The organism is Flavitalea flava (assembly GCF_054461575.1).
The window spans coordinates 72544-86913 of record NZ_JBTLQH010000005.1 but is presented as its reverse complement, the minus strand read 5'-3'; the positions used below and the strand labels follow the sequence as shown (position 1 = coordinate 86913).

15 protein-coding genes are annotated in these 14370 nt (G+C 43.0%); 14 read left to right on the top strand and 1 reads right to left on the bottom strand.

Annotation, left to right across the window (positions count from 1 at the left end; all coding sequences use genetic code 11):
- Positions 1-36: 36 nt before the first annotated feature.
- From ACX0G9_RS07310 to ACX0G9_RS07245, 14 genes are all read left to right on the top strand, one after another.
- Positions 37-1269 carry a thioredoxin family protein gene (locus tag ACX0G9_RS07310; protein ID WP_459064216.1) on the top strand — a complete coding sequence of 411 codons (1233 nt, stop codon included), beginning with the start codon at positions 37-39 and terminating at the stop codon, positions 1267-1269.
- A 496-nt stretch (positions 1270-1765) separates the two neighbouring features.
- Complete coding sequence (locus tag ACX0G9_RS07305) at positions 1766-2329, top strand: helix-turn-helix domain-containing protein (protein ID WP_459064215.1); 564 nt, start codon at positions 1766-1768, stop codon at positions 2327-2329.
- Between the two features lie 78 nt (positions 2330-2407).
- Positions 2408-4696, top strand: a complete 2289-nt coding sequence (locus ACX0G9_RS07300) for a heavy metal translocating P-type ATPase (RefSeq protein ID WP_459064214.1) — start codon at positions 2408-2410, stop codon at positions 4694-4696.
- Between the two features lie 20 nt (positions 4697-4716).
- Positions 4717-4926, top strand: a complete 210-nt coding sequence (locus tag ACX0G9_RS07295; protein ID WP_459064213.1) for a heavy-metal-associated domain-containing protein — start codon at positions 4717-4719, stop codon at positions 4924-4926.
- 335 nt (positions 4927-5261) lie between these two features.
- On the top strand, positions 5262-5675 hold the full coding sequence (locus ACX0G9_RS07290) for an HYC_CC_PP family protein (protein WP_459064212.1): 414 nt from the start codon (positions 5262-5264) through the stop codon (positions 5673-5675).
- Between the two features lie 111 nt (positions 5676-5786).
- Positions 5787-6155, top strand: coding sequence for a heavy-metal-associated domain-containing protein (locus ACX0G9_RS07285; protein ID WP_459064211.1), 369 nt, complete (start codon positions 5787-5789; stop codon positions 6153-6155).
- Between the two features lie 3 nt (positions 6156-6158).
- On the top strand, positions 6159-6290 hold the full coding sequence (locus ACX0G9_RS07280; protein ID WP_459064355.1) for a heavy metal-binding domain-containing protein: 132 nt from the start codon (positions 6159-6161) through the stop codon (positions 6288-6290).
- Between the two features lie 277 nt (positions 6291-6567).
- Positions 6568-7074 carry a hypothetical protein gene (locus ACX0G9_RS07275; protein WP_459064210.1) on the top strand — a complete coding sequence of 169 codons (507 nt, stop codon included), beginning with the start codon at positions 6568-6570 and terminating at the stop codon, positions 7072-7074.
- An 81-nt stretch (positions 7075-7155) separates the two neighbouring features.
- Entirely contained in the window at positions 7156-7635 is a 480-nt protein-coding gene (locus ACX0G9_RS07270) for a DUF3347 domain-containing protein (RefSeq protein ID WP_459064209.1), read from the top strand.
- 83 nt (positions 7636-7718) lie between these two features.
- Positions 7719-8300, top strand: coding sequence for a DUF3347 domain-containing protein (locus tag ACX0G9_RS07265; protein WP_459064208.1), 582 nt, complete (start codon positions 7719-7721; stop codon positions 8298-8300).
- A 6-nt stretch (positions 8301-8306) separates the two neighbouring features.
- On the top strand, positions 8307-8771 hold the full coding sequence (locus ACX0G9_RS07260) for a heme-binding domain-containing protein (protein WP_459064207.1): 465 nt from the start codon (positions 8307-8309) through the stop codon (positions 8769-8771).
- A gap of 25 nt (positions 8772-8796) precedes the next feature.
- Complete coding sequence (locus ACX0G9_RS07255; protein WP_459064206.1) at positions 8797-11421, top strand: multicopper oxidase domain-containing protein; 2625 nt, start codon at positions 8797-8799, stop codon at positions 11419-11421.
- A 29-nt stretch (positions 11422-11450) separates the two neighbouring features.
- Positions 11451-12755 (top strand): PAS domain-containing sensor histidine kinase, encoded by a 1305-nt coding sequence (locus ACX0G9_RS07250; RefSeq protein WP_459064205.1) that lies wholly within the window; start codon positions 11451-11453, stop codon positions 12753-12755.
- Positions 12733-13788 (top strand): response regulator, encoded by a 1056-nt coding sequence (locus ACX0G9_RS07245; protein WP_459064204.1) that lies wholly within the window; start codon positions 12733-12735, stop codon positions 13786-13788. Before ACX0G9_RS07250 ends, ACX0G9_RS07245 begins: the two co-directional genes overlap by 23 nt.
- Before the next feature lie 50 nt (positions 13789-13838).
- Here ACX0G9_RS07245 and ACX0G9_RS07240 read toward each other — a convergent pair whose 3' ends face one another.
- Entirely contained in the window at positions 13839-14216 is a 378-nt protein-coding gene (locus ACX0G9_RS07240) for a hypothetical protein (RefSeq protein ID WP_459064203.1), read from the bottom strand.
- Between the last annotated feature and the right edge of the window lie 154 nt (positions 14217-14370).

Genomic DNA, 14370 nt, shown 5'->3' with positions numbered 1-14370 from the left:
CAAAAACATCAAATTAAACTTTTAAATACAACGATCATGATAGGCAAAGCATTGACTAACACCTTAGAAAATACAAGTGGTAAGATGGCCCGGGAATTGAAATTGTTTGTACTGGCAGCAGTATGCCTGTGCATATTCAAATCTTCCGTAACGGCGCAGGGAATTGAATTTACACATGGCGATTGGGCCACCATCAAGGCCCTGGCGAAAAAGGAGAATAAACTCATATTCGTCGATTTTTATACCGATTGGTGTGCACCCTGCAAGGTCATGGCCAGAGAAATTTTCCCCAGACAGGAGGTCGGAGATTTCTTTAATAAGAATTTCATCAACCTTAAAATGGACGCTGAGAAGGGGGAAGGACCAGCCATAGCCGCCAGGTATAACGTAGCCGGTTATCCTACCCTGCTATTTGCCAGCCCGGAAGGAGAACTGATCTATAAAGTGCTGGGCTCGACCCAGCCAAAGGAACTGATCGACCAGGGCACTATTGCACTGACCCCCCGTAATGATCTGAAGGAATTGCAGGAGCGATACAATAAGAATGAATTAAATAAGGAGGAGTGGTTTCGTTATCTGAACCTGGTAAAAGCCAAAGGAGATGACGAAGAGACCTTCAAAGTATTCGAAAAATATCTTGCCCTCTACCCGGAAATCAGCGCCGATATGTATAATAAGATTACCAGTTATGTGAATGCTCCCGGTAATCCCGCTTTCCAATATCTTCAGGTGCATAATAAGGAATTTGGAGCCCTGGTAGGGCAGGATACCGTGGACAATTATGTACGTACCATGTTGGTAGCTGACTTCCGGTATAAAAAATTCGCAGACGATCATGCCTATTTTGCGGCTAAAAAAGAGTTGAATGCCATAGTGCCATTGAGCGAAAAGGAAGCGTTAAGTCTTGACACAGACCACTATTGGCGTTTGAAGGACGAAGTTAATTATATGAAATACTCCATTCTTATGGTAGATCGTTACTATCACAATGATGATCATGAGCTCAGTAATTGTATCGGAGGAAGTTTAGGATTTGTATCGGAAAGAAAAAATTGGTTGATTATCCTGCAATGGGCACAGCGCGCCCTTGCGATCAAAGACAATTCACTCAATAATTGCTCCATGGCCTTGGTATATGATAAATTAAAAGACAAACCCGCCGCGCTAAAATATGCCAATACCTCCCTGGCCGTCTCCAAAAGAGACAATGACGGCTATGCCCCCAGAATAGAAATGTTTAAAAAACAAATTGAAGAAGGTAAATATTAGGTCTTTGCAGCCTGGAAAAGCTGCTATAATTTTTCCAAATATCTGGCCAGCATTTCCTATATATGAAGCTCTAGTACACAAGGAAATATCCCATGGAACCCAGGTATCTTTTGAACCTAATCCTCTTCAGCCGCAATTTTGTATATTCGTAATATGAAAACCGCCATTATCAAAACCGCTAATCGGAGATCCTCGCTAAACAGGGCAAAACTCCGCAGGGTTGTAAAAGCTGTCTATGCGAAAAATCCTGTTAGGTATACAGGAAAGGTGGATGCGACTGATTTTATCGATGTTATCGTTACCAGACGAGCTCTTTCAAAAGTTGAAGCAAAAAGGGCGAAAATTTAAAATTCGGAATATAGCCGGTTTCCGGCTTCTTAGTTTGCACGACAAAACTCATCAGATATTATTGCGTAAAAGGCCCAGGACACCGGCCACCTTTATGGGGGCGTCTATTAAGAAATAATCTACCTTCGTTTTAAAATTGAATGAGTTGATGCTATATATAAAAAATATGGTCTGTCCCCGGTGTATTACGGCAGTTGAACAGGTATTCTCGGATTTGAAGGTGGAACCACTGTATGTCAATCTGGGGGAAGTGCGGCTGGAAAAGCCTCTTTCCGCGCTTCAATTGGAGGGTCTTGCCATCCGGTTGAAGGAATTAGGATTTGAGCAACTGGATGATGCTCGAAAGCAACAGATTGAAAAGATAAAATCCGTTATCATTGAGCGGGTACATCATAAGGAGGATGAGAAGTTTTCTTTTTCGGAGATCCTATCCAAAGCGTTGCATAAAGACTATTCGCAATTAAGCAAGTTGTTCTCGGAAACGGAGGGTATAACCATAGAACAGTTTGTGATCCTTCAAAAAATCGAAAAAGTGAAGGAATTGCTGGCCTATAGGGAAATGAATCTCAGTGAGATTGCTGATAAGCTGTGCTATAGCAGTGTCGCTTATCTTTCGGCACAGTTCAAAAAAGTGACAGGCCTAACGCCTTCTCAATTCAAGACGCAGGATATTCATTTGCGCAAACCACTCGACGGTGTCCAAAAGCGATAAACCATAAATTATTTCCATAATTCCATAACAATGGCTTGATCGGTATAATCGACCTTTGTAGTATATAAAAACTACAAGATGACTGATTATATGAAGGAAATAAAGCCGGTGAAGCCCTTATCCAAGGTGGGAAAGCCAACCCGGGATCTAGTCTATAAGGGAGAGACCCTTAAAAAAACCCTTCCTGTTTTGAACATGACTTGCGCCTCCTGTGCCATTAGCGTGCAATCCATTTTACAAAATCAACCCGGAGTGGTGAGCGCAACGGTAAATTATGCCAATGGAACCGCCCAGGTGGAATACGTACCTGCGGCTATAAATGCAGCGGCGCTGAAGACTGCCGTACAGGCGGTCGGTTATGACCTGATGGTGGAAGAAACAGAGGATGCGCAGGAGGCACTAATAGATCTGCAAAGGCAGCAGTTTACTTCCTTAAAAAGAAGAGCGATGTGGGCAGTTCTATTGTCCATTCCGACGATAATCATCGGTATGTTCTTCATGCAAATGTCATATGCAAATTATTTCATGTGGGCTGTAACAACTCCGGTTGTATTATGGTTGGGGAGGCAGTTCTTTGTAAATGCCTGGAAACAGGCCCGGCACCGGGCTGCCAATATGGATACGCTGGTGGCGTTGAGCACGGGAGTTGCTTATTTATTCAGTGTGTTTAATACGTTGTTCCCGGGATTTTGGGAAAGCAGGGGGCTAATGGCGCATGTGTATTTTGAAGCTGCATCGGTAGTGATTGCTTTTATTCTTCTGGGAAAGTTATTGGAAGAAAGGGCGAAAGGGAATACGTCGTCTGCGATTAAAAAACTAATGGGCTTGCAGCCCAAAACTGTGATGGTTATCCGTGAAGGTGGTCCTCCCATGGAGGTGCCCATAACGAGTGTAAGCCCTGGTAATGTTTTGTTGGTAAGGCCGGGGGAAAGGGTCGCCGTGGATGGAACGGTGACTTCCGGTAGTTCTTTTGTGGAGGAAAGTATGCTTAGCGGGGAACCGCTTCCGGTGGAGAAGGGGCTGGGCTCGAACGTATTTGCAGGCACGATGAACGGGAACGGAAGTTTTCAATTCCGGGCGGAAAAAGTAGGCGGGGATACCCTCCTGGGGCAAATCATTAAAATGGTGCAGGAGGCGCAGGGAAGCAGGGCTCCTGTACAACGAATGGTGGACAAGATCGCGGGTATTTTTGTCCCTGTAGTATTAGGGATCGCCTTGCTGAGCTTTGTGATATGGTGGTTGGCAGGTGGCCCCAACGGGTTTACAGAAGGTTTGCTGGCGTTGGTGACGGTGCTGGTAATTGCTTGTCCCTGTGCGCTGGGATTGGCGACTCCTACGGCGATCATGGTAGGAGTGGGCAAGGCAGCGGAGAACGGGATCCTGATTAAGGATGCGGAGGGCCTGGAACTGGCCAGAAAGGTGAATGCTATTGTACTGGATAAGACAGGTACTGTCACGGAAGGAAAACCAGTGGTGACGGATATCCGTTATGTAATGGAGGAACCAAGGCTCCGGGACGTGCTGGCGTCGATAGAAAGGCGGTCGGAGCATCCCTTGGCAGAAGCCGTGGTCCGGTATTTGGGAGACACGTCAGACAGGCCGGTTACGCAATTTGAGAGTGTGCCAGGCGGCGGGGTGAAAGCAACCGTGGAGGGCATTTCCTATTATGTGGGCAATGAGGGGCTGTTAAAGCAATATGGGATCGCTGTTCCTGAGGCGCTGGCAAGCTCAGCGCGAGAGTGGTTGAAAGAGGCGAAGACGGTGGTGTTTTTCGCACAGGGGCGGAAAACATTGGCGGTGTTAGGGATTGCGGATAAAATAAAAGATAGTTCGGTCACTGCGGTGAAACAATTGCAGGCAATGGGGATAGAGGTTCATATGCTGACGGGCGATAATGAGCGTACTGCTCAGGCTATAGCCTCCCAGGCCGGGATTGCTCATTATACTGCAGAGGTTATGCCGGCAGGGAAAGTGGCTTATGTAAAGCAATTACAGCAGCAGGGGAAGGTGGTGGCGATGGTAGGGGATGGCATCAATGACAGCAGTGCACTGGCCCAGGCGGATGTGAGTATTGCCATGGGAAAGGGTTCGGATATTGCCATGGATGTGGCGAAGATGACGATCATTTCTTCGGACCTTATTAAGATACCAGCGGCAATTCGGTTGTCGAAATATACGGTATCGACGATCCGACAAAACCTTTTTTGGGCTTTTATTTATAACATGATCGGCATCCCATTAGCTGCGGGTATCCTTTACCCTGTGAATGGATTTTTATTAAATCCCATGATAGCGGGAGCGGCGATGGCGCTTAGTAGTGTGAGCGTGGTTAGTAACAGTTTACGATTAAAATATAAAAAAATATAAAAAAATATAAAAAACATAACATGGAAAAGTTACGGTTTACTACGAATATTAATTGCGGAGGTTGTGTGGCGAAGGTGACTCCGTTTTTGAATGCCGAAAAGGGAATAAAGGAGTGGGCAGTAGATACGGCTGACCCTAAGAAGATATTGACAGTACAGACTGATCAAATGACTGGCGACGAAGTGATGAAGTTATTGAACAAGGCGGGTTTTAAAGCGGAGAAGGTTTGAGCGGACCTTTGCTGATTCAATGGCATTTTTTTTGAAGAAGGGTGGCGCGACGAAGCTGCTTCCTGTTTTTGTTGAAGATGCCTGTTGCAAATGTGCGTAGGAATGTATGCATATGGCGGTTGCCTAAGGAAATGCTCTCTCGCGGTCGGTTCTGGTAAATTAAATGAAGGAAACGCTAACTGGTTTTTCCTTATTGATGACGCTGTTGTATGTAATTTGCTGAAATTCAAATTAATATAGACCCAATAGCCGCAACAGCGGCACAATTTTATAAAAAATTTCACTAATTCTATAAGGTTTGTCGGTGCAAACTATCTAGTTTTGATTTATCATTCATGAAGAAGTTCATCACAGCCATATTAGCGATTCTTTATCTTGGTACATCCATTGGAGCGCCATTACACCTGCACTATTGCATGGGAAAGTTGGTATCCTGGGGATTGATTGATCATGAAGCTAAGAACTGTGGGAATTGCGGAATGCTCAGAAAAATGAACGCTAAGCAGTGTGCAACGAAGATGAACTGCTGTAAGGATGATCATAAGTTGATCAAGTCTGATAAGGATCAAAAAGTATCGTCATCAGCGTATGAGCTTCTCAAAATCCACCCGGATGCATTGGTTCTCAACTACGGGTCATTGGCTGATACCGCAGTTAATTCTTTTAGCACAGAGCACCCAAATGCGAATGCGCCGCCACAACGCGGCAAAGTTCCCCTTTTCCTGCTTAACCGAAATTTCCGTATTTAATTTATTGCTCTTCTTGTATAGCCTGACGTTCTGTTAGGCTGCAATGCTTTAATTCTATAAAGCGCTCACAGTTTTACATCTTCTTCATTGTTAATAACTAAAAATTTATGTATGAAAACCATTAAAGCGTTATCCGTTATGGCGTTTGCTTTAACGATGACTTTTGCTGCAAAAGCGCAGCGGTATAATGACAAACTGGATGGCCCTTTTGCCGTCACTAAAGCATTTGGCGCTAGTGGCCAGTGCGAAATGTGCAAACACCGCATTGAAAATGCCATCAATCGCTTACCCGGTATCTGGTCTTCCAATTGGAATGTAGATACAAAAACGGTGTTGGTAAAATATGACAGATCAAAAATCAATGTGCAGAAAATTGAACAGGTGGTAGCGGCTGTTGGACATGACACCCACGAATTCAGGGCAAAGGATGAAGTATTTGCTGCGCTTCCTGAATGCTGCCATTATCAAAGAAAAAGTTAATTCCTGCAACTTCCTACCATTTATACTTGCCCTATGCATCCGGATGTAACCAGTAGAAAACAGGGGAAATGCCCAAAGTGCGGCATGAAGTTCCCACCGGCTAAGGAAATGAAGGATTCGAGTATGAGGATGTAATAACGTAATTCTTCTGAAAGTCATTTGTTGAGGCCAGACATGCCAGCCTAAGTGACGGTCAGAGACAATCCGCCTAGTTCCATTATCTTGCCCCGATTGCGGGGATGAAGATGTAGGCACGATAAATGGTATTGTTGTATGGGATATATGAATGAGTAAGCAGAATTATATAAATATTTGCCATAATTGTGTAACTTTTTTGGTGTAGTTTATGCTATATTTATGATAATCAATTAATTGAATAATTATATAAAACTTTAACTTTGTTAGGAAGGTAATGAAAACCACTCGATCCATACGACTCAAGGCAGCGTTCCTGTTGTTGGTATTCACTTTGAATACGGCCATCGGCTTCGCCTGTTCTATGGGGGTGGATATGGGTTTTAACAAACACCACTACGATCACGGGGAGGAAGCTTTACCTGGCGATGTTTCCCAGGAAGTGGAAGGCCATCAAAATGAAGGCCATCACAATGAAGCCAATGAGCATCATGAAGATATTGACCATCACCACGAGGCTGGTGACCATCACCATCTTAAAAAGGAGGGTTGCGGAGATCATGGCTGTTGTAACGATACGGTCGTTAAGTTTCAGCAATTGGACAAGAATCTTATTGCTACGGCCTTTGCTCTGTATGTACCGTTATTTGTGCCTGTTCCTGGCGTCGATTTCCATTGCTTACCTTTCGCTACGTTATCGATAGTATTTCAAAAACGAGTTATACGACACTATTATCCACCTCCTCCGGACATACGTGTGTCTATACAATCCTTCCAGATTTGAATTGATGTAATGCTTCGCATTTTGCATGGTTTATTACCGTGCAGATAGGTTTTTTTTAGACATCACATCAATAAATCTATAATGAAAAAGTCAATTCTCATTTTTGCACTATCGGCAATGGGCTTTGTACAGCCCAGCTTTGCCCAGGATAGTACCCGAACATCCCCGCTTTCCACTTTACTTACTTCTTACTATGCTATTAAAGATGCATTGGTGGCAGGGAATGCGAATGCAGCCTCTTCAAATGCGGCAGTATTTCTGTCAACGGCTAAGGACATGGATGATAAAACGATGCCTTCTGCCAGCCGCGATGCGCTGGTGCAGGACGCGGGTAATATTGCATCAGCCAAAGATCTTAATCGTAAACGGGAGTATTTTGCCCGTTTCAGTACCGATCTATTTGCGGTGGCCAAAACAGTTAAGCTCACGGCTCAACCTGTGTACGAAATGTATTGTCCCATGAAGAAGGCTTATTGGCTCAGCAACGTACAGGCGGTGAAAAACCCATATTTTGGCAATGCCATGCTTACCTGTGGTAAGGTGGTGGAAACCCTTCCATAAATAATAATGATTACAGCGCCTGATTGTAATGTAACCGTTGGTTATATTCATATCAATAATTTTTTTATAAAAAACATACAACAATGAAACAGATATTTTTTGGCCTGGCAATAACCGCTACTTTTCTTACAGCTTGTAACAATACGCCTACTAACGATCAGGATAATAAAACAACTGCTCCGGCAACTGATACGACAGCCACGGCGACAACCTCGGATGTGGTGGGGAAGAAGGGTTCGGTAAAAGAAATTCTGGCAGGCTACCTGCAAATGAAGAACGCTTTTACCAAGGACGATGATAAGGGCGCGGCTGAAGCCGGCAAGGTCATGGTAAAGGCGTTTTCGACCTTCGATACGACGAGGTTGACGGCTGAACAATCTAAGATCTATAAGGACGTGCAGGATGATGCAAAGGAACACGCGGAACATATTGGCACGAATGCGGGCAATATTAAGCATCAGCGCGAACATTTTGATATGTTGAGTAAGGACATGCACCAACTGGTAAAAACATTTGGTGCTGGTCAGGCTTTGTATTATGATCATTGCCCGATGTACAATAATAACAAGGGAGCAGATTGGCTCAGTGAAACGAAGGACATTCAAAACCCGTATTTGGGCAAGGCTATGCCGACTTGCGGTTCTGTTAAGGAAGAATTAAAATGAGATCGCATGAGCCGCTTGAAAATAACATTGTTAGTCATAGGAGTAGGCTTCCTTTTAATACAGCTTTTCCAACCTGCCCGTAATAGCAACGGGCAGGTTTTGCCGGCGGATGTTACGAAAGTTTATACTGTACCGAATAAGGTCCTGGCACTATTTCAAAAGTCCTGTTATGACTGCCATAGCAACAACACTCGCTACCCATGGTACGCACATATTCAACCAGGTGGTTGGTGGCTGGCCTCGCATATCTGGGATGGAAAGGCAGGGCTTAATTTTAGTGAATTCGGCCATTATTTACCACACCGACAGCAAAGTAAATTACAATCTATTATTAACAGCATGAATGACAAGACAATGCCTTTAGGTACCTACACTCTCCTTCACAGGGACGCGAGACTATCAAAGGAGGATATGGTCCTGATAGTGGATTGGGCCCAAAGAACGAAAGACAGTCTTTCTTTAAGAAATTGATTTTATGAAATAAAAATTAAAGGAAATGAAACGATCACTTTTATTGTTCTCTTTATTTTACAATACGGTTTTTGCTCAGCAGGATATGAAAAATATGCCTGGCATGGATAAGTCGACTAAAATCACCAAAGAACAGGACCAGTCCGTGTATTACACCTGTGTTATGCATCCGGAAATTCACGCAAAAAAGCCCGGCAATTGCCCTAAATGCGGAATGAAGCTAATAAAAAAGATGTCCGCTGCAAAAATGCGACCTAACCTCCATCAACAGGATGAAAAGGGAATGGCCGCGGATTCTTCAATGAAGGGGAAAATGGATATGGACAATAAGCCGGCGGATTCCAGTAAAATGGATCATAGCAAGGCGATGGTGATGGCTATGCCAATGAACAATATGAAGGATATTGACACGGCGAAGGCTCACTTAGGTCCGGTGAAAACGATAGCCAGTGAAACGCCTCCCCATACCGTGAGATACGACTTGTATATCAAAGATACCATCGTTACTTACGGAAAAAAGGCAAAAAGGGCTATTGCTGTAAATGGTCAAATACCTATGCCAACCCTTACATTTACGGAAGGTGATACAGCAGAAATTTATGTCCATAACGACTTAAATGAAGAAACCTCCCTTCACTGGCATGGGTTGTTTTTGCCCAACCGGATGGATGGGGTGCCTTTCCTAACGCAAATGCCCATAAAACCGCATTCCACTTATCTCTACAAATTTCCAATTGTTCAGCATGGTACCCATTGGTACCATAGCCATAGTAAATTGCAAGAACAAATTGGGATGTATGGTTCTTTTATTATGAATAAACGAAAGGAGTGGAACATACAGACAATACCTATTCTGTTAAGTGAGTGGACAGATATGAAACCGGAAGAGGTTCACCGCAGCCTTCGTAGTGCCACAGACTGGTTTGCTATTCAGAAGAAAACAACACAAAGTTATGCTGAAGCTATAAAGTCGGGTAATTTCAAAACTAAAGTCACTAATGAATGGAAGCGCATGAATGCTATGGACGTAAGCGATGTTTACTACGACAATTTTTTGATCAATGGTAAAAACCAAAACGAGCAATCTCAGTTTAAAGCGGGTGACAAAGTAAGGCTCCGGATAGCGAACGGAGGGGCATCCGATTATTTTTGGCTAAAATACGCAGGCGGTAAGATAACCGTGGTAGCGACAGATGGCAATGATGTGGAGCCAGTGGAGGTGGACCGATTGATTATTGCCGTTTCTGAAACCTACGATGTGGTAGTAACGATTCCTGAAAATAAGAGTTATGAATTTTTAGTTACCCCTGAAGACCGTACCAAATCGGCTTCGCTGTGGTTGGGCAAAGGAGAAAGAGTGCCTGCAACCCAATTACCTAAGTTAAAATATTTTGCCGGTATGAAAATGATGAATGACATGATGGATATGAAAGGCAATATGATAGAAATGGAAGGGATGCAAATGGCCAACCAGGTTATGGACATGAACACCGTTATGTACCCGGAAATTACTGGTGCGGAAAAGACGGACGGTGAAATGAACAAGCATGACATGAATGATATGCAAATGCCCAATAACAACAGTATGCAGGGAATGAACATGGCGCCTGAAAGTTCCGATATTGTTACGCTTAATTATGGCATGCTGCGTTCTACCGACAAAACAGTCTTGCCGGAGGGTCCATGGCGGGAATTAAAATTTGATTTGACTGGGAACATGAATCGTTACGTTTGGAGTCTCGATAATAAAGTAGTCTCGGAAAGTGATAAGATCCTTATCAAAAGAGGGGAAAAACTTCGAATCATTTTTTTCAACAATAGCATGATGCGACACCCGATGCATCTGCATGGCCATGACTTCAGGGTATTGAATGGGCAAGGTGATTATTCACCCTTGAAAAACATCATTGACATCATGCCTATGGAAAGAGATACGATTGAATTTTATGCCGGTGAGCCGGGGGGCGATTGGTTTTTTCATTGCCATATTTTATACCATATGATGAGTGGAATGGGAAGAGTTTTCAGCTATGAGAATTCGCCGGCAAATCCGGAACTTCCGGATCCAAAAGCGGCTAAAAGGGGTTTAAATGCAGATGATCGAAGGTTTCATCCCATGGGCCGGGTTGGCCTGGAAAGCAACGGCAGTGATGGACAATTTATGTTATCGCAGACACGGTGGATGGCAAGTACAATGTGGCACTTGGGCTTTCACAATATGCACGGGTATGAAAGCGAAACAATGGTAGGTAGATATTTGGGCAGAATGCAATGGTGGTATCCGTATGTAGGATTTGATTATCATTTTAAAAAAGAAGGTGGTCCAAAAAATATTTTCGGAAATGAAAGTAAAACGTGGTTCGGGCAGGTCAGCAATAAACTGGACCGCCATACAGCCGTAGCTGGTATTGCATACACGCTGCCAACATTGACGATTGCGGATTTAAGAATTGATGGGAATGGGAAACTTAGATTTCAATTGTCCCGGCAAGATATCTCTATGACTCCCCGTCTTCGTTTTAGCTGGATGATCAATACGGATAAGGAGTATATGGCGGCCTTCAGATATATTGCTACCAAATATATTTCACTTTCTACCCATTATGATAGTGATATGGGATTAGGAGCAGGGTTGACTTTTACGTATTAAGAATGCTGAACTTTTTTAAATCGGGTGTAATGAAAAGGGGTAATAAAAAGAACGATCCTAAAGATGAAGATATGGATGTTAGCAAAAATGTGGAACAGTTTGTGGCGCTTTTTGATTATGCTACGATCGGGATTATTCTAACGGATGGTAAGGGAAGGATTATCAATTTTAACAAATATGCGGAGCGTCAGTTTGGTTATTCAAAGGAAGAAGTACTTGGGAATACTATAGAAATTCTTTTGCCGGAAAGTGTCCATCGTAAGCATGTCGCCTTAAGAAACGGGTTTTATCAACATGCGGAGAATAGGGAAATGGGGATTGGCAGGGATTTATATGCTAAAAATAAGAATGGGACGGAATTTCCTGTAGAAGTAAGCCTGAGTCATTATAAATTAAATAATGAAGAGTACGTTATCGCTTTTGTGATCGATATCACGCTTCGTAAAAAAAGTCAGGATTTGGTGTTGAGGCAAAAACTTGAATTGGAGCAAATTTCTTCTGAGATGAAACAGCTCAATATAGATCTGGAACAAAAGATCCAGGAGAGAACGCTGGCCCTAAAGGAAACGTTGGTGGAGTTGGAAAATTCCAAAGAGGTGTTAAACGAGGCTTTTCAAAAGGAAAAGGAACTGGGTGATCTGAAGTCCCGTTTTGTGTCTATGGCCTCTCATGAGTTCAGAACCCCGTTGAGTACGATCTTATCATCTACTTACTTAATGGCTCAATACAACGATGCCGGCGACCGGCCAAAACGCGAAAAACATATTGAACGTATTGTATCATCGGTGAACATGCTGACGAACATCCTGAATGACTTTCTTTCTCTTGGTAAAATTGAAGAAGGGAAAATACAAGTTAGGTTTGGCGAATTCGATATCCAGGACCACTTGACATCTATCATCCAGGAAATGAAAAATAATATTAAAAAGGGGCAATCTATTAGGTATGAGCACAAGGGTGCCACTATGATATCGCTGGATCATTCCTTGTTGAAACATATTGTTTTGAATTTATTGTCCAATGCCAGTAAGTTTTCTCCTGTCACGGAAGTTATTCAACTGAGTACAACCGTATCGGATAAAGAAGTTATACTGGTAGTAAGAGATCGGGGGATCGGTATTTCTGAAGAAGACAGGGTGCATTTGTTTGAACGTTTTTTCCGGGCGACTAATGCGGCTAATATTCAAGGGACCGGTCTTGGATTGCACATTGTCGGAAAGTATGTGGAGTTGATGAAGGGCCGGATTGAATGTACGAGTGAATTCAACAATGGAACGGTATTTACGATTACTTTTTTAAAACCAACAGTAAATGAAAACAATTTTAATTATTGAGGATAACGAACATATCCGGGATAATACGGCGGAAATCCTCCAGTTGGCGAAGTATAATGTACTGACTGCCGCTGATGGGCAGCAGGGGGTCGATTTGGCGGTTAGGCACAATCCGGACCTGATCGTCTGCGATATTATGATGCCGGTATTGGATGGGTATGGTGTGTTGAATATTCTGCATAATACCCCGGAAACGCAGCAAATTCCTTTTATTTTCTTAACAGCAAGGACAGAGCGATCCGACTTTAGAAAGGGTATGGAAATGGGGGCGGATGATTTTATCACTAAACCCTTTAACGGTAAAGAATTACTAGCTGCTATCGATAGCCGCCTAAAGAAGGCGGCCTTATTAAGGCAGGTTTTGCCACCGGGGATAATTGGATTCAACAGCCTTTTGGAAACAGTGGGTAATCATCATTTATTACAATCGCTGTCGGAAGGTAGAAATAGTAACCGGTATAAGAAGAAACAGAGTATATATATAGAGGGAACTTATCCGCATTGCTTATATTATGTACAGAAAGGGAAGGTGAAAACTTATAAAAGCAATGAAGAGGGTAAAGAACTCATTATAGGATTGTACAATGCGGGGGATTTTCTCGGGTATATTGCGATGCTGGAAGGATCTGCTTATAAGGAAACGGCGGAGGCGATGGAGGAGTGTGAACTGGCGCTTATTCCAAGGGAAAACTTTGAGGAATTGGTGAACAATAACAAAGAAGTGGCGCATCAGTTTATACGGTTGCTGGCAAAAGATATCACGGAAAAGGAGCAGCAATTATTAGGCTTGGCGTATAACTCCCTTCGTAAAAAGGTGGCGGAAACGATTATTATGTTGAAAAAGAAGTATAAGGCTCCCGACGGGAATTTCTTTAACGATATAAGCCGGGAAAATTTAGCCACGCTGGCTGGCATAGCCACTGAATCATTGATCAGGACATTGAGCGATTTTCGCCGGGAAAAATTAATCGATATAGAAAGGGGTAATTTTACCATTTTAGACGAAAAAAGGCTTGAAAGCCTTGCCAATTGAATCCGACAAAGGAACTTTGAAATTCGGCTGAAATGGGCAATAGCCCAGAACTAGCTATATAAAGACAGGTAGGCATTGAATTCCTTTTTGAGCCAATTATATTCCGCCTCTATGTAATCTATGTTCTTTTTAAGCTGGTCTCTTTTTTTTGCTACTTCTACCGGCAAAACCATACTCCTCTTGCCCTCATTCTTAATTTGCAATTGTATTTCCTGTTCGTGTACATCATGGCGAAGTGTATCTATCGCTTCCTCTTTTTGAATGAACTGGGATTGAAAGTGTTCCATTTGTACGAGCGAACCTTTATCCATATCTTTCTCCTTCAATACGGTGACCAGACGGTGTTTTAGAAAGCTCGTTTCCTGTTTTAAAAATTCCAACATTCGCTCCCATGACTCATTCTCATGCCTGTATTGCTCAATCGTCATTATTATCTCCGTTTAGCTATCCATGAATGTATAAATTACCGCTCAACCCGGGTCAAAATATTGTGGTATTGCCACAAAATTCAAATTCCGCTGGCTTTATTCAATGATTATCGTCAGGAAAAAATATGATTCCCGTCATATATTAAGGTTAGGA

What these genes read in the sequence shown, in the direction of transcription:
- ACX0G9_RS07310 (WP_459064216.1), top strand. Translation starts at nt 37, where the DNA reads ATGATAGGCAAAGCATTGACTAACACCTTAGAAAATACAAGTGGTAAG.
- ACX0G9_RS07305 (WP_459064215.1), top strand. Translation starts at nt 1,766, where the DNA reads ATGCTATATATAAAAAATATGGTCTGTCCCCGGTGTATTACGGCAGTT.
- ACX0G9_RS07300 (WP_459064214.1), top strand. Translation starts at nt 2,408, where the DNA reads ATGACTGATTATATGAAGGAAATAAAGCCGGTGAAGCCCTTATCCAAG.
- ACX0G9_RS07295 (WP_459064213.1), top strand. Translation starts at nt 4,717, where the DNA reads ATGGAAAAGTTACGGTTTACTACGAATATTAATTGCGGAGGTTGTGTG.
- ACX0G9_RS07290 (WP_459064212.1), top strand. Translation starts at nt 5,262, where the DNA reads ATGAAGAAGTTCATCACAGCCATATTAGCGATTCTTTATCTTGGTACA.
- ACX0G9_RS07285 (WP_459064211.1), top strand. Translation starts at nt 5,787, where the DNA reads ATGAAAACCATTAAAGCGTTATCCGTTATGGCGTTTGCTTTAACGATG.
- ACX0G9_RS07275 (WP_459064210.1), top strand. Translation starts at nt 6,568, where the DNA reads ATGAAAACCACTCGATCCATACGACTCAAGGCAGCGTTCCTGTTGTTG.
- ACX0G9_RS07270 (WP_459064209.1), top strand. Translation starts at nt 7,156, where the DNA reads ATGAAAAAGTCAATTCTCATTTTTGCACTATCGGCAATGGGCTTTGTA.
- ACX0G9_RS07265 (WP_459064208.1), top strand. Translation starts at nt 7,719, where the DNA reads ATGAAACAGATATTTTTTGGCCTGGCAATAACCGCTACTTTTCTTACA.
- ACX0G9_RS07260 (WP_459064207.1), top strand. Translation starts at nt 8,307, where the DNA reads ATGAGCCGCTTGAAAATAACATTGTTAGTCATAGGAGTAGGCTTCCTT.
- ACX0G9_RS07255 (WP_459064206.1), top strand. Translation starts at nt 8,797, where the DNA reads ATGAAACGATCACTTTTATTGTTCTCTTTATTTTACAATACGGTTTTT.
- ACX0G9_RS07250 (WP_459064205.1), top strand. Translation starts at nt 11,451, where the DNA reads ATGAAAAGGGGTAATAAAAAGAACGATCCTAAAGATGAAGATATGGAT.
- ACX0G9_RS07245 (WP_459064204.1), top strand. Translation starts at nt 12,733, where the DNA reads ATGAAAACAATTTTAATTATTGAGGATAACGAACATATCCGGGATAAT.
- ACX0G9_RS07240 (WP_459064203.1), bottom strand. Translation starts at nt 14,216, where the DNA reads ATGACGATTGAGCAATACAGGCATGAGAATGAGTCATGGGAGCGAATG.